Annotated in this window: 17 protein-coding genes and 1 pseudogene; 12 read left to right on the top strand and 6 right to left on the bottom strand. The window is 64.2% G+C overall.

Annotated elements, in window-relative coordinates:
* Positions 1 to 6 precede the first annotated feature (6 nt).
* The 3 genes from coaD to DUGA2_RS06570 all read right to left on the bottom strand — a co-directional run bounded on the left by coaD (position 7) and on the right by DUGA2_RS06570 (position 2,204).
* On the bottom strand, positions 7 to 504 hold the full coding sequence (gene coaD, locus DUGA2_RS06580) for a pantetheine-phosphate adenylyltransferase (protein WP_070268084.1): 498 nt from the start codon (positions 502 to 504) through the stop codon (positions 7 to 9).
* 108 nt (positions 505 to 612) lie between these two features.
* Positions 613 to 1,269 carry a 16S rRNA (guanine(966)-N(2))-methyltransferase RsmD gene (rsmD, locus tag DUGA2_RS06575; RefSeq protein ID WP_070268083.1) on the bottom strand — a complete coding sequence of 219 codons (657 nt, stop codon included), beginning with the start codon at positions 1,267 to 1,269 and terminating at the stop codon, positions 613 to 615.
* A gap of 53 nt (positions 1,270 to 1,322) precedes the next feature.
* Positions 1,323 to 2,204: a DUF6279 family lipoprotein gene (locus tag DUGA2_RS06570; protein WP_070268081.1), complete on the bottom strand. Its 882-nt coding sequence runs from the start codon at positions 2,202 to 2,204 to the stop codon at positions 1,323 to 1,325.
* A gap of 41 nt (positions 2,205 to 2,245) precedes the next feature.
* Here DUGA2_RS06570 and glmU point away from each other — a divergent pair, with 41 nt between their 5' ends.
* Positions 2,246 to 3,610, top strand: a complete 1,365-nt coding sequence (gene glmU, locus DUGA2_RS06565; protein ID WP_070268080.1) for a bifunctional UDP-N-acetylglucosamine diphosphorylase/glucosamine-1-phosphate N-acetyltransferase GlmU — start codon at positions 2,246 to 2,248, stop codon at positions 3,608 to 3,610.
* A 380-nt stretch (positions 3,611 to 3,990) separates the two neighbouring features.
* On the opposite strand, the gene DUGA2_RS06560 is transcribed toward glmU, so the two are convergent.
* The gene (locus DUGA2_RS06560; RefSeq protein WP_008443372.1) at positions 3,991 to 4,443 is read right to left on the bottom strand and encodes an Lrp/AsnC family transcriptional regulator; all 453 of its coding nucleotides are present in this window, start codon (positions 4,441 to 4,443) and stop codon (positions 3,991 to 3,993) included.
* Positions 4,444 to 4,582: 139 nt separating this feature from the next.
* On the opposite strand from DUGA2_RS06560, the gene glmS reads away from it, so the two are divergent.
* Together glmS and DUGA2_RS34375 are read left to right on the top strand one after the other, a co-directional pair.
* The gene (gene glmS, locus DUGA2_RS06555; RefSeq protein ID WP_008443368.1) at positions 4,583 to 6,412 is read left to right on the top strand and encodes a glutamine--fructose-6-phosphate transaminase (isomerizing); all 1,830 of its coding nucleotides are present in this window, start codon (positions 4,583 to 4,585) and stop codon (positions 6,410 to 6,412) included.
* A gap of 93 nt (positions 6,413 to 6,505) precedes the next feature.
* A pseudogene (locus DUGA2_RS34375) lies at positions 6,506 to 7,450 on the top strand (acyltransferase family protein); the annotation flags it as partial.
* A gap of 16 nt (positions 7,451 to 7,466) precedes the next feature.
* On the opposite strand, the gene DUGA2_RS06545 reads toward DUGA2_RS34375, so the two are convergent.
* Together DUGA2_RS06545 and DUGA2_RS06535 are read right to left on the bottom strand one after the other, a co-directional pair.
* Entirely contained in the window at positions 7,467 to 8,702 is a 1,236-nt protein-coding gene (locus tag DUGA2_RS06545; protein ID WP_083296236.1) for a glycosyltransferase, read from the bottom strand.
* Between the two features lie 145 nt (positions 8,703 to 8,847).
* Positions 8,848 to 9,453: a TetR/AcrR family transcriptional regulator gene (locus DUGA2_RS06535; RefSeq protein ID WP_070268073.1), complete on the bottom strand. Its 606-nt coding sequence runs from the start codon at positions 9,451 to 9,453 to the stop codon at positions 8,848 to 8,850.
* 98 nt (positions 9,454 to 9,551) lie between these two features.
* Here DUGA2_RS06535 and DUGA2_RS06530 point away from each other — a divergent pair, with 98 nt between their 5' ends.
* The 9 genes from DUGA2_RS06530 to DUGA2_RS06490 are packed head-to-tail and all read left to right on the top strand — an operon-like array spanning position 9,552 to position 17,879.
* A complete protein-coding gene (locus tag DUGA2_RS06530) occupies positions 9,552 to 10,832 on the top strand; it encodes an NAD(P)/FAD-dependent oxidoreductase (protein WP_070268071.1) in 1,281 nt (426 codons plus the stop codon).
* On the top strand, positions 10,829 to 11,605 hold the full coding sequence (locus tag DUGA2_RS06525; protein WP_070268364.1) for a DUF1365 domain-containing protein: 777 nt from the start codon (positions 10,829 to 10,831) through the stop codon (positions 11,603 to 11,605). The genes DUGA2_RS06530 and DUGA2_RS06525 overlap by 4 nt, the downstream gene beginning before the upstream one ends.
* On the top strand, positions 11,602 to 12,807 hold the full coding sequence (locus DUGA2_RS06520; protein WP_070268069.1) for a cyclopropane-fatty-acyl-phospholipid synthase family protein: 1,206 nt from the start codon (positions 11,602 to 11,604) through the stop codon (positions 12,805 to 12,807). Before DUGA2_RS06525 ends, DUGA2_RS06520 begins: the two co-directional genes overlap by 4 nt.
* Positions 12,776 to 13,342, top strand: a complete 567-nt coding sequence (locus tag DUGA2_RS06515) for a chalcone isomerase family protein (RefSeq protein WP_070268067.1) — start codon at positions 12,776 to 12,778, stop codon at positions 13,340 to 13,342. Before DUGA2_RS06520 ends, DUGA2_RS06515 begins: the two co-directional genes overlap by 32 nt.
* On the top strand, positions 13,339 to 14,625 hold the full coding sequence (locus tag DUGA2_RS06510) for an MFS transporter (RefSeq protein ID WP_070268066.1): 1,287 nt from the start codon (positions 13,339 to 13,341) through the stop codon (positions 14,623 to 14,625). The genes DUGA2_RS06515 and DUGA2_RS06510 overlap by 4 nt, the downstream gene beginning before the upstream one ends.
* The gene (locus DUGA2_RS06505) at positions 14,622 to 15,155 is read left to right on the top strand and encodes a DUF3833 domain-containing protein (protein ID WP_070268064.1); all 534 of its coding nucleotides are present in this window, start codon (positions 14,622 to 14,624) and stop codon (positions 15,153 to 15,155) included. The genes DUGA2_RS06510 and DUGA2_RS06505 overlap by 4 nt, the downstream gene beginning before the upstream one ends.
* Positions 15,143 to 15,922, top strand: coding sequence for an SDR family NAD(P)-dependent oxidoreductase (locus DUGA2_RS06500; protein WP_070268062.1), 780 nt, complete (start codon positions 15,143 to 15,145; stop codon positions 15,920 to 15,922). The genes DUGA2_RS06505 and DUGA2_RS06500 overlap by 13 nt, the downstream gene beginning before the upstream one ends.
* Positions 15,919 to 16,344 carry a nuclear transport factor 2 family protein gene (locus tag DUGA2_RS06495; protein WP_070268060.1) on the top strand — a complete coding sequence of 142 codons (426 nt, stop codon included), beginning with the start codon at positions 15,919 to 15,921 and terminating at the stop codon, positions 16,342 to 16,344. The genes DUGA2_RS06500 and DUGA2_RS06495 overlap by 4 nt, the downstream gene beginning before the upstream one ends.
* Positions 16,345 to 16,346: 2 nt before the next feature.
* Positions 16,347 to 17,879, top strand: a complete 1,533-nt coding sequence (locus DUGA2_RS06490) for a cryptochrome/photolyase family protein (RefSeq protein ID WP_070268058.1) — start codon at positions 16,347 to 16,349, stop codon at positions 17,877 to 17,879.
* The last annotated feature ends 86 nt before the right edge of the window (positions 17,880 to 17,965 follow it).

The raw sequence follows: 17,965 nt of genomic DNA, 5'->3' as shown, positions 1-17,965 counted from the left end.
ACTCGCTTATTGCTCGGCGGCCTGGTTGGCGGCAATTTTCTTTTGCAGCCAGCGGTCGACCGATGGGAAGACAAACTTCGACACGTCGCCGCCCAGCACCGCGATCTCGCGCACGATGGTGCCGGAGATGAACTGGTATTGGTCGGACGGCGTCAGGAACAGGGTTTCGACGTCGGGCAGCAGGTAGCGGTTCATGCCCGCCATCTGGAACTCGTATTCGAAGTCGGACACGGCGCGCAGGCCGCGCACGATGACGCGGGCGTCATGCTCGCGCACGAAATCCTTCAGCAGGCCGGAGAAGCTCTCGACCTTGACGTTGGGATAGTGGCCCAGGACTTCGTTGGCGATGGTCAGGCGCTCTTCCAGCGAGAAGAACGGTTTCTTGTTCTTGCTGTCGGCGACACCGACCACCAGCGTGTCGAACAGACCGGATGCGCGACGCACCAGATCTTCGTGACCACGGGTCAACGGATCAAAAGTTCCTGGATAAACGGCTACTACCATCGCGGCTCCTTGCAGTGCACCAATATAGAACGCGCATTATGCCTGAAAAACCCTGTTTGCCTTAATTTGGGGCGGCTTGCCGCCCTTTTAGCGGCAAATGGCGGGTGTTCAGGCAGCCGTTTGCCTGTGCTTTAACAAATGATAGAACACCATCCCGGCCTTGTCAGCCCGCAGCACTTCCCATGGCGCCATCCACTCCGGCGCCGCGCCTTCTTCGAACTCCAGCGCCAGGCCGGATTCGGCGTAGATCAGGCCGCCCTCTTTCAAGATGCGCGTGCACAGCGGCAGGCAGCGTTCAAGGAATTCCTGCTGGTAGGGCGGATCGAGGAAGATCAGGTCGTACTTCTGGCCGCGCGCGATGGCCGATTGCGCCACCGCCAGCGCGTCGGCGCGGATGATGTGCACGTTGTCGGCCTTCAGCTTGGCCTTGATGTCTTCCAGCTGGCGCACCACCGGCACCACGGTGTCGATCATCGTCACCGATTGCGCGCCGCGGCTGGCCGCCTCGAAACCCAGCGCGCCGCTGCCGGCGAACAAGTCCAGCACTTGCGCATCGGCCCAGTAGCCGTCGCGCTGGTGGTTGATCCAGTTGAACACGGTTTCGCGCACGCGGTCCGGCGTCGGGCGCAGGCCGGAGGCGCTCAGCACCGGCAGCGGCGTGCGCTTCCAGGCGCCGCCGATGATGCGCACCTGGTTGCTGTGCTGGGGACCGTGGACCGGGACTTTGGCTGGTTTCGCGGGCTTGTTGGCGGGCTTTTTTGGCATGTGGCTGTGTTCTAAGTCATTGATTCAACAGGGGCCACTATACCATACCGGCCCTAGCGGGGCTCCGCCGCCAGGCTGTTGAAGTCGTCGATCCAGCCCTGCATGCGCTTGTGCGCGTGGGCTTTCTGGGCCGGCGTCGCGATCTTGATGACGGTCAAGATAAGCTGCATGGTGGATTCATCGTAGGCATCGAAGAAGGGTTTGCGCTCGGAATGTTCGAGGCGCTCGAAGCTGTCCTTGATCAGCGTGTGGATCAGCGCCATCGTCGCCTCCTTGCTCAGCTTTTCGCGCTGCACTTTTTGCACCAGCGTCAAAATGTTTTTCTGGCGGCGCATGCGCTCGTCGAGCCAGATATCGTTGTCCAGCGGGCGGGCGTCGGAGGCGCGGCGGATCTGGGCTTCCTGCTCGGCGCTGAAGTTGCCGAACCACAGCTCGAACTGCTCCATCGATTTTTTATAGCGGAACTTTTGCTGGGCTTCCTTGTCGCCCTTCATATTCTTCTTGCGGAACTCGACGTTATTGGCGGCGAACTTTTTTTCCAGCGCGACGATCTGCTCCGGTTGCAGCGAACGCGCCAGGTCGGCCAGCTCCGGCAGGGCCTTGAACAGCAGCAGTTGGGTGCGGCGCTTGATTTCGTCGTAGTCGTTGGCCAGGTCGGCCACGGTGGGATTGCCGGCCAGCTGGCGCTGTCCGGTCTGCAGAATCTGCGTGTAGTCGTGCAACTGGGTCTTGCGATGCCAGCGGAACAGATCGTCGATATCCTTCTTGACCCAGACTTTCTGGTCGCTGTTGAGGTCGACGTAGGCGTCCAGCCACCAGTACAACAGCGTATCGCCGTGGTTGTAGGCCAGGCGCAGCGAGCTGCAACCGGCCAGCACCGCCATCAGGACGATCAGGAAAACCCGGCGCAGTGCGGGGCTGTGGATATCTGGCATGTTAAACTTTCGCATTGATTAACTTTCTTGATTTGGCACCTATGAATGTAGTTATCCTCGCAGCAGGCATGGGCAAGCGCATGCAATCGGCCTTGCCAAAAGTGTTGCATCCGCTGGCGGGCAAGCCGCTGTTGTCGCATGTTCTGGATACGGCGCGCAGCCTGTCTGCCAGCCGATTATGCGTGATTTACGGACATGGGGGCGCAGCCGTGCTGGACATGTTGGCCAAGCAACCCGAAAAGGTCGCCACCGCCCTGCAGGAACCGCAACTGGGCACGGGCCACGCCGTCATGCAGGCGCTGCCGGAGCTGGACGACAGCGCCGCCACCCTGATCCTGTACGGCGACGTGCCGCTGACCACCTCCGCCTCGCTGCAAGCGCTGGTGGACGTGGCCGGCAAGGACAAGCTGGGCATCCTGACCGTGGTGCAGGACGATCCGACCGGGCTCGGCCGCATCGTCCGTGAGAACGGCGAAATTGTCCGCATCGTCGAGCAAAAAGATGCGAACGAAGCCGAACGTGGCATCAAAGAGATCAACAGCGGCATCCTGGTGGTGCCGACCGCGCGTCTCAAGCAATGGCTGGGTGCGCTGAAGAACAACAATGCCCAGGGCGAGTACTACCTGACCGACATCGTCGCCATGGCGGTGGCGGACGGCGTGCCCGTGGTGTCGGCCCAGCCGTCGGCGCAGTGGGAAGTGGCCGGCGTCAACAGCAAGGTGCAACTGGCCGAGCTGGAGCGCATCCACCAGGGCAATATCGCCCTGAAACTGCTGGAACAGGGCGTGACGCTGATGGACCCTGCCCGCATCGACGTGCGTGGCGAACTGGTCTGCGGCCGCGACGTCACCATCGATGTCGGCTGCGTGTTCGAAGGTAGGGTTGAGCTGGCGGACGGCGTGCGCGTCGGCCCGCATAGCGTGATCATCAACTCCCGCATCCTGGCCGGCGCGCAGATCAAGCCGTTCTGCCATATCGAAGAGGCGGTGGTGGGCGAAGTGTCGATCATCGGCCCTTACGCGCGCCTGCGCCCCGGCACCGTGCTGGCCGAGGATGTGCATGTGGGTAACTTCGTCGAAATCAAAAACGGCCAGGTCGCCGCGCACAGCAAGGCCAACCACCTGGCCTACATCGGCGACGCCACCATCGGTTCGCGCGTCAATATCGGCGCCGGCACCATCACCTGCAATTACGACGGCGTCAACAAGTTCCGGACCGTGATCGAAGACGACGCCTTCATCGGCAGCGACAGCCAGCTGGTGGCGCCCGTCACCGTCGGCAAGGGCGCGACCCTGGGCGCCGGCACCACGCTGACCAAGGATGCGCCGGCCGGCAAGCTGACGATTTCGCGCGCGCGCCAGATCACCATCGACGGCTGGAGCCGCCCGGTGAAAAAGCCGAAGTAAGCGCTCAGCGCCTCAAGCAAAGCCGGGATACGTCCCGGCTTTTTTTACGCCCCGCATTGTGGATAAAGATGTGGAGAAGCCTGCGTACAAGCCCTGCAAAAGCCGCGTATAAGGTGGGGAAAAGTATGGGACAACCTTGCTTGCATGAGCAAAGCGACCCCGTGCCACGGCCTGCAGCCCCACTTCCGGCCATATTGTGGATAAGCCTGTGGGAAATCATGTGAGTAATTCAGGATAACTTTTTACTGTGGATAAGCTTGGGTATAAGCTCGTGCATAGTCCTTGGAAAAGCCGTGGAAAAGGCGGGGAAACATTTCCCGCTCTCGCTTCCGTGTGGATAAAGCTGTGCAAAAGTACCTGAACAAGCCGGGGATAAGCTGCTAAACCGCGATTCGCGTTTCGAATTTGCTGCGGAACGTGGAAAAATAGGCTTTGACGTTGCGCACATTGGTCTGCGTGGCGAACAAACGGTGGGCCAGCGCGTGGTAGGCCGGCATGTCCGCCACCTGGACGATCAGCACGAAGTCCGGCCCCGGCGCCACGCGGTAGCATTGCAGCACGGCGTCGTCGGCCGCCACATGGGCTTCGAACTCGGCCATGCGCTCCGCGGCCTGGATATCCAGCGAGATCTCCACAATCGCCGTCAGGCTGGGGCCGACCTTCTCCGGCGCCACGATGGCGACCTGGCGCTGGATCACGCCGCTTTCGGTCAGGTGCTTGACGCGGCGCAGGCAAGTCGGCGCCGATACGTGGACCGCCAGCGCCAGCTCGCTGTTTGTTTGTGATGAATCAACTTGCAGCGCATTCAAAATGCGACGATCTATCTCATCCATAAAATTTATCCTCGAAAATGAAATAATATTTCACAATATCAGTGTAGTGAAAGAATATTCCAAAATATACAGGATTTAGAAAGCTTATTTCATAAGTCCTGCTCTAGCATGGCTACACTTATTTTTAGCGAGGTTTTCCATGTGCGGCATTGTCGGCGCGGTAGCGCAGCGTAACATCACCCCTATCCTGATCGAAGGCCTGAAGCGCCTGGAATACCGCGGCTACGATTCCTGCGGCGTCGCCCTGCACGTGGACGGCCAGTTGCAGCGTTCGCGCAGCACCTCGCGCGTGGCCGACCTGGAAAAGCAGATCGCCGAAGTCGGCATGCAAGGCTTCACCGGCATCGCCCACACCCGCTGGGCCACGCACGGCGCCCCGGCGTCGCACAATGCCCACCCGCACTTCTCGCCGACCACCGAACAGGCGCGCATCGCCCTGGTCCACAACGGCATCATTGAAAACCACGACGAACTGCGCGCCGAACTGACCGCGCTCGGCTACGTCTTCCAGAGCCAGACCGACACCGAAGTGATCGCCCACCTGGTCGACCACATGTACAACGGCGACCTGTTCGACACCGTCCAGCAAGCCGTCAAGCGCCTGCATGGCGCGTATGCGATCGCCGTGTTCGCCCGTGAAGAGCCGCACCGCGTGGTCGCCGCGCGCCAGGGTTCGCCGCTGATCGTCGGCCTGGGCCAGGGTGAAAACTTCGTCGCTTCGGACGCGATGGCGCTGGCCGGCACCACCGACCAGATCATCTACCTGGAAGAAGGCGACGTGGTCGACCTGCAACTGGCGCGCACGTGGATCGTCGACGTCGACGGCAAGCCGGTCACGCGCGAAGTCAAGACCGTGCAGGCGCACACCGGCGCTGCCGAGCTGGGCCCGTACCGCCACTACATGCAGAAGGAAATCTTCGAACAGCCGCGCGTCATCGGCGACACGCTCGAAGGCGTGACCGGCATCATGCCGGAACTGTTCGGCGACGGCGCCTACAACGTCTTCAAGCAGATCGACCGCGTGCTGATCCTCGCTTGCGGCACCAGCTACTACTCCGGCCTGACCGCCAAGTACTGGATCGAATCGGTGGCCAAGATCCCGGTCAACGTCGAGATCGCCAGCGAATACCGCTACCGCGACAGCGTGCCGCACCCGAACACGCTGGTGGTGACGATCTCGCAAAGCGGCGAAACCGCCGACACCCTGGCCGCGCTGAAGCATGCGCGCAGCCTGGGCATGGAACACACGCTGACCATCTGCAACGTCGCCACCAGCGCCATGGTGCGCGAATGCAAACTGGCCTACATCACCCGCGCCGGCGTGGAAGTGGGCGTGGCCTCGACCAAGGCCTTCACCACGCAGCTGGCCGCACTGTTCCTGCTGACGCTGTCGCTGGCGCAAGTCAACGGCCGCCTGACTGACGAGGAAGAAGAGCAGCATCTGAAAGCCATGCGCCACCTGCCCGTCGCGATCTCGGCCGTGCTTGCGCTGGAGCCGCAGATCATCGCCTGGTCGGAAGATTTCGCCCGCAAGGAAAACGCGCTGTTCCTCGGCCGCGGCATGCACTACCCGATCGCCCTGGAAGGCGCGCTGAAGCTGAAAGAGATTTCCTACATCCACGCCGAAGCTTATCCGGCGGGTGAACTGAAGCACGGCCCGCTGGCGCTGGTGACGGAAGAAATGCCGGTCGTGACGATCGCGCCGAACGATGCGCTGATCGAGAAGCTGAAGTCCAACATGCAGGAAGTGCGCGCGCGCGGCGGCCAGCTGTACGTGTTTGCCGACGTCGACTCGCGCATCACCTCGGGCGAAGGCGTGCACGTGATCCGTCTGCCGGAGCACTACGGCCTGCTGTCGCCCATCCTGCACGTGGTGTCGTTGCAGCTGCTGGCCTACCACTCGGCGCTGGCACGCGGCACCGATGTGGACAAGCCGCGCAATCTGGCGAAGTCGGTCACGGTCGAGTAAGGCTGGCGACGGACCCTCACCAAAAACGCAGCCCCTCTCTCGGGCTGCGTTTTTTTTGTCGAGGCCCCCGGCATTCAATGTTAGTATTATTGCATGCTAAAAACACTACAAGCTGCGCGGGCGCTGGCCGCCATTAGTGTCGCCGCCTTTCATCTATCGATCGCCATGGGATTGCCGCGCTACGGCGGCGAGCAGGTTTTTTTCGACTGGACGCGCCACATAGGCGGGGTGCGGTTCTTCTTTGTTTTATCCGGCTTTATTATTCTGTTTGCCCATCACCGCGACATAGGCCAGCCGTCCGCGTGGTGGCCGTATATCTACCGGCGCTTCATTCGCCTGTACCCCATCTATTGGCTATATAACGTCCCGTTTTGCCTGCTGGTGGCGGCAGGCTTGGGCACCGATGCGCGCATTCCCTCCAGCTTGGGCGATTGGATAACCTCCTTCACCTTGATACGCTTCACCGCCGCCGTCACACCATTGACGGTGGCGTGGAGCTTGTTTCATGAGGTGGCCTTTTACGCCGTGTTCTCGCTGTTGATCTTGAACCGGCGCCTGGGCATGGCGGGATTTGCCGCGGCCACCCTGTTCTGCGTCATTTACTACAACTATCCGAGCGTAGCGGAGCGCAACGCGGGCAATGTCTATACCGCTGCCTTTAATTTGTATTTCCTGTTCGGCATGGGGGCGTTCTACCTGTACCGGCGCGACGGGCGCGGCTGGATCGAACTGGTGGCGGGCGTGGGGATATCGATAGCCGCGGTCGTGGCTCCGCCACTGCCCCACGAGCTGTCCTATCTGGTGCTGATACTGGGCTTTGCCTTCCTGCTGGCCGGTGCGGCCAAGCTGGAGACGGCACAATATCTCCGCGTGCCCGCCGTCCTGGTCGCACTGGGGAACGCGTCCTATACCATCTACCTGATCCACGAGCAGCTCCAGGGCTTGCTGCTGAAGCTGCTGATCAGGAGCCACCTGGCGGCGCTGGTCGGTCCCCGCTGCACCTATCTGCTGGTATTGCTGGGCGCCATAGGCCTGGGGTATGTGGTCTACCTGGCTATCGAGCGGCCGCTGACGGAGGCTTTGCGTCGACGCCATCGAGCAGCTCGCGGTAGCGGGAGTGTAGTCCAAGCAGTACCGTCTTCGCCGTGTACGGATCCGCCTGCTGCTGGCATGCCCAGGGATCGGACGGCTGCGACAAAATCTGCCTGATCGCCTGCATGAACGGCAGGGGCGCGTGCTCGCGGACCAGGCGTCCGATGCTGTCGTTGGGAATCAGGCGGGCCGCCTCGCCGGCATCGGTGCTGACCACCGGCACGCCGCAATACAGGGCTTCCACCAGAACCACCGGCATGCCCTCGAAGGCCGATGACAGGCACAGGCAATCGACGGCATTCATCCATTCTGAAATCCGCTGATGGGAACGGGGGGCGAGTATGCGGACGTCGGCCTCCAGTCCCTGCTCGCGGATAAAGCGTCGCATGTCCGATTCCAGCTCGCCCGCACCTATCATGACCAGAACGGTGTCGTCGCGATGGCGCTTGAACTCCTGATACGCCTGCAGTAACAACAGCGGGTCTTTTTGACCGACAAAGCGCCCCACGAACAGCAGTATTTTTTTGCCCCGGTCAAACTGGTGCTCTTGGGCGAACTGCTGTTTCAGCTGCGTGCGCCCGGTCGCCGGCAACGAACGGAAGACCGTCTCGTCGACCCAGGTGGGAATGAACTGGATGCAGTCGCGCATGGCCGGATAATGCTGCTGGTAGTGTGCGACCGCGTCGGCCCTGACGATGTAGACCTGCTTGACCCGTGCGATCAAATGGCGCTCCAGCCAGAAATAGACGGCCGGGAAGCGCGACCATTTCACTTCGGATTTCGGGTTGTAATAGTCTTTTCCGTGATGGCCATGCAGGAACAGGACTTTATGGTTGGACGCCAGCCAGAACACGGCGCTGGGCTCGATCCGGTGAAATTCCAGCAGGGCGCCGTGCAAGTCGATCTTTTTGCGATGGCGCCACAAGGCGTAGGTGAACTTGAGCGTGCGCGGTATCTTTTCGCGTCGGCCGACAGGCGCCTCCATGACCGGGAGAAAATGAAAACTGCGCCCATCCAGTTCCAGCTGCTGCCAGCGGCCGACCGGGTGGCGCCGGCTATCGACGCTGACGCCGACGAAATAGATATCGAAGTCCGGTGGCGCAAATTTGATCAGCGCGTGAATAACGCTGCCTATGCCGCCCACGTTGGGGTGGGTTGGGTCATAAGGATGAAACTGAATCACGCGTAGCTTGGCCATACTCGTCCCCCTCGATGGCCATTACAACAGACTGCGGTAGCGATGTAAATTTATTTATTAAATAGATAATGTATATTTATTTTCAATACCATCGCGCCGGGGATGAAGCACGCACAGCCCGGCTTTGCCGTGTCATTTATTTGATCTAGTGAAAGCCTTCGAACGACACTTTCAGCATATGGCGCACGATATCGTCGGTCGCCATCTTGCTGTACTTCTGCAGATACTCGACCGCCGGATCGCAGGTCCGCGCGTAGTAGCTGAACAGGATGACGTCGGTGGGCAGCTCGCGGTTGAGCTGCCCCTGCTGCTGCGCCTGTTTCACCAGGGCTTCCAGCTGCCGGTTCAGTTTCATGATGCGCAGCATGTACTTCACATTCCGTATCAACATATCGCGCACATAGGGGCTGGTCGACGGCAGGAAGGGCATGCCGCCCTCCAGACGCACCCGCAGCGCCCATTCCAATAGCGCCGACAATTTCTGCAACGAATTCAGCGCCGGATCGAGCGCAGCGATGTATTCCAGCGCGCCATCGAGCAGGCGTATCAGCGCCTCGCCCACCAGCTCCTCCTTCGACTTGAAGTGCTTGTACAGGCTGGGTTTGGAGATGCCCACCGCGCCTGCGACGTCATCCATGGTCATCAAGTCATAGCCTTTTTGGCTCAGCACGGCGGTCGCGGCATCGAGGATCGCATTTTCGCGCAGCTTAAATGCTTGATTTTTAAAGCTTAATCTGGGAAGGATACTCATTGGTAAATTTACGCTACTAATCAGTAGCTTTTGTTGTGTGGTGGTAGTAATATTAGCACGCCGGTACACCAGGCGGTCAAAATAACCATACAAACGACATGAATCTGCCACGCAAACGTATCGCCATTATCGGTTCAGGCATCTCCGGCCTGGCCAGCGCCTATTTCCTCAGCCGCAAACACGACGTCGTGCTGTTCGAGGCGGCGGGCTATCTCGGCGGCCATACCAACACCGTCGACGTCACGCTGGAGGGCCGCACCCACGGCGTCGACACCGGCTTCCTGGTGTACAACGAGCGCACCTACCCCAACCTGGTGGCCCTGTTCGACGAACTGGACGTGGCCAGCAACGCCAGCGACATGTCGTTCGCCGTCTCGATGGACGGCGGCGCGCTGGAGTGGGCGGGCACCAGCCTGGCCACCGTGTTCGCGCAGTTCGCCAACCTCGGCTCGCCGTCCTTCCTGCGCATGCTGTGGGATATCCTGCATTTCAACCGCAACGCCGAGCGCTTCCTGCAATTGTCCAGCCGGGACGACCTGACGCTGGGACAGCTGCTCCAGCAGCAGCGCTACGGCGCGCGCTTCCGCGACGCCTACCTGCTGCCGATGGCCGCCGCCATCTGGTCCAGTTCGCCGAACGACATCCTGAAATTCCCGGCGGCGACTTTCCTGCGCTTTTGCCTGAACCATGCGCTGCTGCAGGTCAACAACCGTCCGCAATGGCGCACGGTGGCGGGCGGCGCGCGCCATTACGTCGAGAAGATCGCCGCCGTGCTGCCGGACTGCCGCCTGAACACGCCCGTGCGCGCGGTGCTGCGCGAGGGCGGCAAGCTGATGGTCTCCACCGCCGGCGGCACCGAAGCCTTCGATGACGTGGTGTTCGCCACGCACGCGCCGACCACGCTGTCGCTGCTGCTCAATGCCGGCGAGGCCGAGCGCGCCATCCTCGGCGGCGTACGCTACCAGCCCAACACCGCCTACCTGCACACGGACGCCGGCCTGATGCCGCGCCGGCGCAAGGTCTGGGCCGCCTGGAACTACCTGGCCGGCGCGCAGTCGGCCGGACAGCGCCCCGTCTGCGTGAGCTACTGGCTGAACCAGTTGCAGGCGCTGCCGTTTGCGACGCCGGTCATCGTCACGCTCAATCCCTACACCCCGCCAGCCGCAGGCACGCTGCTGGCCAAGTTCGAATACGACCATCCGATCATGGACCAGGCCACCGTCCGCGCGCAGCAACAGCTGGCGCAGATACAGGGTAACGACGGCATCTGGTACGCCGGCGCCTGGACCGGCTACGGCTTCCACGAGGATGGCTTGAAATCGGCGCTGCGCATCGCGGCGGCCTTCGACGCCGCGCCCGCATGGACCACGCTGCCATGAAACAGTCCGCCGCCCAGCTGGTGCACGGCCAGGTGATGCACGCGCGCCTGCGCCCGGCGCCGCACCGTTTCGTCTATCCGCTGTTCTATGTGCGCCTGAACCTGGCCCGGCTGGACGCCTGCAACTCGCGCTGGTTCGGCGTGGACTGCTGGCGGCCGCTGTCGATCCGCCGCCGCGACTACGGCCCGCGCGACGGCTCCAGCCTGGAACAATGGATGCGCGCACTGCTGCGCGAACACCATATCGCCGCCGATGGCGAGATCTGGCTGCAAACTTTTCCCCGCGTTGCCGGCTACGCATTCAATCCCGTCAGCTTCTGGCACTGCCACGACGCCGCCGGCCGGCTGTGCGCCGTCCTGGCCGAGGTCAACAACACCTTCGGCGAAAGCCACCGCTACCTGATGCGCGTCGCCACTACGGACGGCGGCTCCGGCACCGCCCGCGCCGACAAGCAAATGCACGTGTCGCCGTTCTGCGAAGTCGAAGGGCACTACCGCTTCCGCTTCCGCCTCGGCGGCGCCAGCCACTGCACCGGCCTCGACTACTACGACGGCGACGGCCTGCTGCTGCGCACCGCGCTCAGCGGCCGTCCCGCCCCCATGACCGACCGCGCCCTGGCCGGCGCGCTGCTGCGCTATCCGCTGCTGGGGCTGGGCATTGTGTTCCGCATCCACTGGCAGGCGCTCAGGCTGTGGCTGAAGCGCGTCCCGTTCTTCAGCAAGCCGCCCGCCCCCGCCCATCACACCACCGTGCACCAGGAGACTGCCCGATGAACCGCACCTTATCCACCGCCACGCTGTCGGCGCCCGTCGGCGCCCGCATGTTCCTGGCGCTGCTCAACAATATCCGCCACGGCCACCTGGAGCTGATCACGCCCTGCAATACCCGCATGGTGTTCGGCGACGCCCATGCGCCCACCGGCGCCACGCTGCAACTGCACGACTGGCGCGCCTGCCAGCGCATCCTGCGCGCGGGCGACATCGGCTTTGCCGAGTCCTATGCGGCCGGATGGGTCGCCACGCCCGACCTGACCGCGCTGCTGCGCCTGGCGCTGCGCAACGAAGCGTCGCTGGACCAGCTGGTGTTCGGCGGCGCGCTGGCGCGTTGCTGGTACCGGCTGCGGCACTGGCTGCGGCCCAATACCCGCAAGGGCAGCCAGCGCAACATCCACGCCCACTACGACATCGGCAACGACTTCTACCAGCTGTGGCTCGATCCCAGCTGGACCTATTCCAGCGCGCTGTTCGACGGCGACTACAGCCTGTCGCTGCAGGATGCGCAGCGGCGCAAGTACCAGCGCATCATCGACACGCTGCAACTGCGGCCGGGCCAGCGCGTGCTGGAAATCGGTTGCGGCTGGGGCGGCTTCGCCGAGCAGGCCGCGCAGCAGGGCATCCACGTGCACGGCGTGACGATTTCGCCGTCGCAGCTGGAGGTGGCGCAGCGCCGCATGCAGGCGCAGGGCTTGCAGGACCGCGTCAAGCTGGAGCTGTGCGACTACCGCGACCTGCAGGGCGAATACGACGCGGTGGTGTCGATCGAAATGTTCGAGGCGGTGGGCGAGCAATACTGGCAGCAGTATTTCCACACCGTCGCGGCGCGGCTGAAGGCTGGCGGGCAGGCGCTGGTGCAGTCGATCACCATCGGCGAACAGTATTTCCCGCGCTACCGCAGCAGCGCCGACTTCATCCAGCAGTACATCTTCCCCGGCGGCATGCTGCCCAGCGTGGAGCGCTTCGAACGGCAGGCGGCCCGCTGCGGCCTGCAACCGCTGGCGCGCCACGCCTTCGGCCGCGACTATGCGGAAACGCTGCGCCGCTGGGACGTCCAGTGCCGCAACGCCCACCACCAGATCGCCGGCCAGGGCTTCGACGAGCACTTCCTGCGCATCTGGCATCTGTATTTCGCCTACTGCGAGGCCGCCTTTGACGAGGGACGCACCGATGTTGTCCAATTCCTGCTGCAAAAAGCCTGAACCCGCCTGGCTGCGGCTGGCCCTGCAAGGTGTGCTGCTATGCTGCTTTTTAGCGAGCGGCCTGTGCGGCGCCGCCAGCTGGCGCGACGAGCTGCCACGCGCCGAGGCGCTGGGCGACGGCGAACTGCGCTGGCTGGGTTTCCGCATCTACCGCGCCACGCTGTGGGCGGAGCAGCGGCCGTTCCAGCCCGAACGCGCGTTCGCGCTGCAACTGCACTACTACCGCAGCATCAGCCGCCAGCGCCTGGTGCAGACCAGCCTGGACGAAATCCAGCGCCTGAGCGGCGCCGCCATCGACGCCGCCACGCTGGCGCAATGGGACAAGTCGCTGAACCGCGCCTTCACCGACGTCGCGCCCGGCGAAGAATTGACCGGCGTGTATGTGCCCGGCCACGGCATGCGCTTCTACAACCAGCAGCGCCTGCTGGCGGACATCGACGACCTGCGGCTGGCGCGCGCCTTCTTCGGCATCTGGCTAGACGAGCGGACCCGCGACCAGGACTTGCGCCGCAAACTGATGGGAGCCCCGCAGTGACGCCCGCCGCCGCGCAGCCTGCCGGCCAGCCGTGCTGGTGGCGCCTGGCCGCCTACGGCCTGCTCGGCCTGCCGCTGGCCATGGCCGCGCTGCCCGTGTACGTGCAGGTGGGGGCGTACTACAGCATGTTGCGCGGCGTGCCGCTGGCGCAGCTGGGCTGGGTGCTGTTTGCCGCGCGCCTGCTCGACACCTTGCAAGACCCGCTGCAAGGCCACGTCATCGACCGCCTGCGCAACGGCATCGGGCGCTGGCTGGCGCTGGGCGGCGCCGTGCTCGCGCTGGCTTTCGCGGGCCTGTGGCAGCCGCCCGCCAGCGAACTGGCCGCAGCGGTGTGGCTGGGCGCCATGCTGGTGCTGGCCTACAGCGCCCACAGCATGTTGAACATCGCCTACCTGACGTGGGGCGCGCGCCTGGACGGCGGCGCCTTGCTGTCCGCTTCGGCCTGGCGCGAAGGCGCGGGCCTGGCGGGCATGATCGTCGCCAGCGTGATCCCCGCCACCATCATGAGCGGCGACGCCGAACGCATCCCCGCCCACATGGCGCTCTACAGCCTGGCGTTTGCCGCGCTGCTGCTGGCCGCCCTGTGGGCGCTGCTGAAACTGGCGCCCGCGTGGCCGGCCGTCGCCGAACGCGCCGGCGGCTGGCGCGCCACGCTGCGGCGCATGGCGTCGAACCGCGCCTTCCTGCGCCTGCTGGCGCCGTATTTCCTCAATGCCTGTTCGGTGTCGCTGCCGGCGACGCTGGCGCTGTTTTTCATCCGCGACCGGCTGCACGCGGCGCCGCTGGCCGGGGCCTTCCTCGGCTGCTATTTCATCGCCGCCGCCTGCGGCCTGCCGCTGTGGACCGCGCTGGCGCGCCGCATCGGCGTGCTGCCGTGCTGGCGTATCGGCATGGCGCTGGCCATCGCCAGCTTTGCCGGCGCCGGGCTGCTGGGCGAGGGCGATGTGCTGCCCTACTTTGCCGTCTGCATCGCCGCCGGCGCGGCGCTGGGCGCCGACCTGGCCATGCCGCCGGTGCTGCTGGCCGAACTGATCGGAGCCGGCGAGGCGGCCGGCGCCTACTACGGCGTGCTGACGCTGCTGGGCAAGCTGGCGCTGGCCTTGTCCGGGCTGGCGTTGCCGCTGCTGGCCGCGCTCGGATACCAGCCCGGCGTGGCCGGCGGCGCCGCGCTGGCGCTGGTGTACGCCGCCTTTCCCTGCCTGCTCAAACTGCTGGCGATGGCCGCGCTGTGGCGCTTCCATCCGGCATCCATGCCCGTCGTACGCTACTGGAGCTCACCATGAAAACCCTGTTCTGCGGCCTGCTGTTGGCCTTGCTTGCCGGCTGCGCCGGTCCCGACGTCCAGCAATACAAGGCGCAACAGCCCGCGCTCGACCTGGCCGCCTACTTCACCGGCACCACCGATGCCTGGGGCATGTTCCAGCGGCGCGGCGGCGCGGTGCAAAAGCGCTTCCACGTCGTCATCACCGGCACCAGCAGCGATGGTGTGCTGACGCTCGACGAACAGTTTCGCTACGACGACGGCAGCACCCAGCGCCGCGTATGGCGCCTGACGCGCGCAGCGGACGGCCGCTGGCGCGGACGCGCCGACGACGTCAAGGGCGAAGCGCTGGGCGAACTGGCCGGCAATGCGCTGCGCTGGCAATACACGCTGCTGCTGCCGGTCGACGGCAGCACCTACGAGATGGCCTTCGACGACTGGATGTTCCTGATCGACGACTGCACGATGATCAACCGCGCCAGCATGGCCAAGTTCGGCATCGAGCTGGGACAAGTGACGCTGATGTTCCGGAGGCGCGCATGCGGCCCCTGAACCGGACGATCACGGCCTGGGCCGACCGGCGCGTGTGGCTGGTCGGCGCCTCCAGCGGCATCGGCGCCGCGCTGGCGCAGGAGCTGCTGCAGGCGGGTGCGCGGGTGGCGCTGTCGGCCCGCCGCGCCGAGCTGCTGCAAGGCGTCGCCGCCGGACATCCGCAAGCCATCGTCGCGCCCTTCGACATCCTGGATCAGGATGCATGGGCCGAGCGCTACCAGTACATCTGCGAGCAGGCCGGCGGCGTCGACCTGATCGTGTTCTGCGCCGCCGCCTACCACCCCGAGCGCAGCTGGGATGTCAGCCCGGACGGCGCCGCCCACACGCTGGCCGTCAACCTGGGCAGCGTCTACACCGGATTGGCAACGGTGCTGCCCGCCATGCTGGCGCGCGGCAGCGGCGGCATCGCCATCGTCGCCAGCGTGGCCGGCTATGTCGGCCTGCCCAATGCCAGCGTGTACGGGCCCAGCAAAGCCGCGCTGATCAACCTGGCGGAACTGCTGTACACCGACCTGCAGCCGCGCGGGCTGGACGTCTATCTGATCAATCCCGGCTTCGTGCAGACGCCGCTGACCGCGCAGAACCAGTTCGCCATGCCGGCGTTGCAGACACCGCAGGCGGCGGCCAAGGCCATACGGCGCGGCTTCGCGGCCGGCCTGTTCGAAATTCATTTTCCGAAGCGCTTCACATTGATGCTCAAACTGCTACGCTGGCTGCCGTACCGCTGGCGCTTCGCCTTGATCACCCACTTCCTGATACCGCAATGACCGATCCCGAACCCCTGTTGGCCTGGTATGCCGCGCTGACGCCGCACACCGTCGCGCGGGCCGGCGAATTCTACGCAGCCGATGCGCAGTTCCGCGACCCCTTCAACGACGTGCGCGGCGTGCCCGCCATCGAGGCGATTTTCCGCCACATGTTTGTCCACACCGAGGAGCCGCGCTTCGTAATCGGCGAGCGCATCGTGCAGGGCGACCAGGCGTTCGTCACCTGGCTGTTTGTGTTCCGGCTGCGCGGCGTGCCGTATCAGATCGCCGGCGGCAGCCACCTGCGCTTCAACCGGGACGGCCTCGTGGTGCAGCACCGCGACTACTGGGACGCCGCCGAGGAACTGCTGGCCAAGCTGCCGCTCATTGGCGCGCCGATCCGCTGGCTGCGCGGCCGCTTCCGCGTTCCGATGCCGGACTGACCATGAGCACAACGCTGAAACTGATCCTCGGCGACCAGCTCAATTGCCGCCACAGCTGGTTCGCCCGGCCATGCCAGGACGTGGTGTTCGTGCTGATGGAAGTGCGCCAGGAGACCGACTACGTACTGCACCACGCGCAAAAGGTGATCGCCATCTTTGCCGCCATGCGCGACCTGGCGCGTCGGCTGCGCGAGGCCGGCCACCGCGTCCACTACCTGAGCATCGACGACCCGGACAACCGCCAATCGCTGCCCGCCAACCTGGACTATCTGCTGGCGCACTACGGAGCCGACAGCTTTGCCTGGCAGGCGCCGGACGAATGGCGGCTGGACCAGCAACTCGCCACCTACGCCGCCGGCCTGGACATCGCCACGCAGATGGACGACAGCGAACATTTCTATGCCGCCCGCCACGAGGCCGCCGCATTTTTCGAAGGCCGCGCCGCATGGGTCATGGAACCGTTCTATCGCCACATGCGCAAGCGCCACGATGTGCTGGTCTCGGAGACTGGAACGCCGGCAGGCGGCCAATGGAATTTCGACCACGACAACCGCGAAGCCTGGCCGGGCGTGCCGTGGGAACCCGCCGATTCGCGTCCGCGCCACGACCACAGCGCGCTATGGCAAACCATCGAAGCGGCGGGCGTGCGCACCTTCGGCGCTCCGCAGGCCGGCGATTTCGCGTGGCCGCTCAACCGCGAGGAGGCGCTGCTGCAACTGGACAGTTTCGTGCAGCACGCCTTGCCCCACTTCGGCCGCTACCAGGATGCGATGAACGTGCGCGCCTGGCGGCTGTTTCACTCGCTGCTGTCGTTCGCGATGAACACCAAGATGCTCGATCCGCGCACCGTGGTCGACCGGGTCGTGGCGGCCTGGCGCGAGGGCGCCGTGCCGCTGGCGTCGGCCGAGGGCTACATCCGGCAGATACTCGGCTGGCGCGAATACGTGCGCGGCGTCTACTGGCACCGCATGCCGGGCTATGACCAGCTCAACACCTTCGGCCATACGACGGCGCTGCCGCACTGGTTCTGGAGCGGGGACACGCGCATGCGCTGCGTGGCGGCGGCCATCGGCCAGTCGCTGGAGCACGCGCACAGCCACCACATCAACCGGCTCATGGTCATCGGCAATTTCTCGCTGCTGGCGGGGCTGTCGCCGCAGGAACTGCATCAATGGTATCTGGGCGTCTACATCGACGCCTTCGAATGGGTGGAACTGCCGAACACGCTGGGCATGAGCCAGTACGCCGATGGCGGCCTGCTGGCGACCAAGCCTTATGTTTCCAGCGCCGCCTATATCGACCGCATGAGCGATTATTGCAAAGGCTGTCACTACCAAAAGAAACAACGCATCGGCGAACGCGCCTGTCCCTACAACGCGCTGTACTGGGATTTTTTCCTTCGCAATGACAAGCAGCTGGGTAACAACCACCGCCTCGGCATGGTCTATCAGCAGCTGCGCCGCATGAGCGATGGCGACAAGCAGGCATTGCAGGAGCAGGCCGCCACCACCCGCGCCAACCTGGCCACTCTGTAGGAATCGAGGCCCAAAACGCAATATTCACCGGTATTCGCCGATATTCATCTTCTCATTCATTGAGGAATAGACAAGAATATGCCTAT

The sequence above is a fragment of the Duganella sp. HH101 genome, assembly GCF_001758795.1.
GTDB lineage: Bacteria > Pseudomonadota > Gammaproteobacteria > Burkholderiales > Burkholderiaceae_D > Rugamonas > Rugamonas rivuli.
Note: the sequence above shows the minus strand (reverse complement) of the source record. Positions and strands in the feature narration are given on the sequence as shown.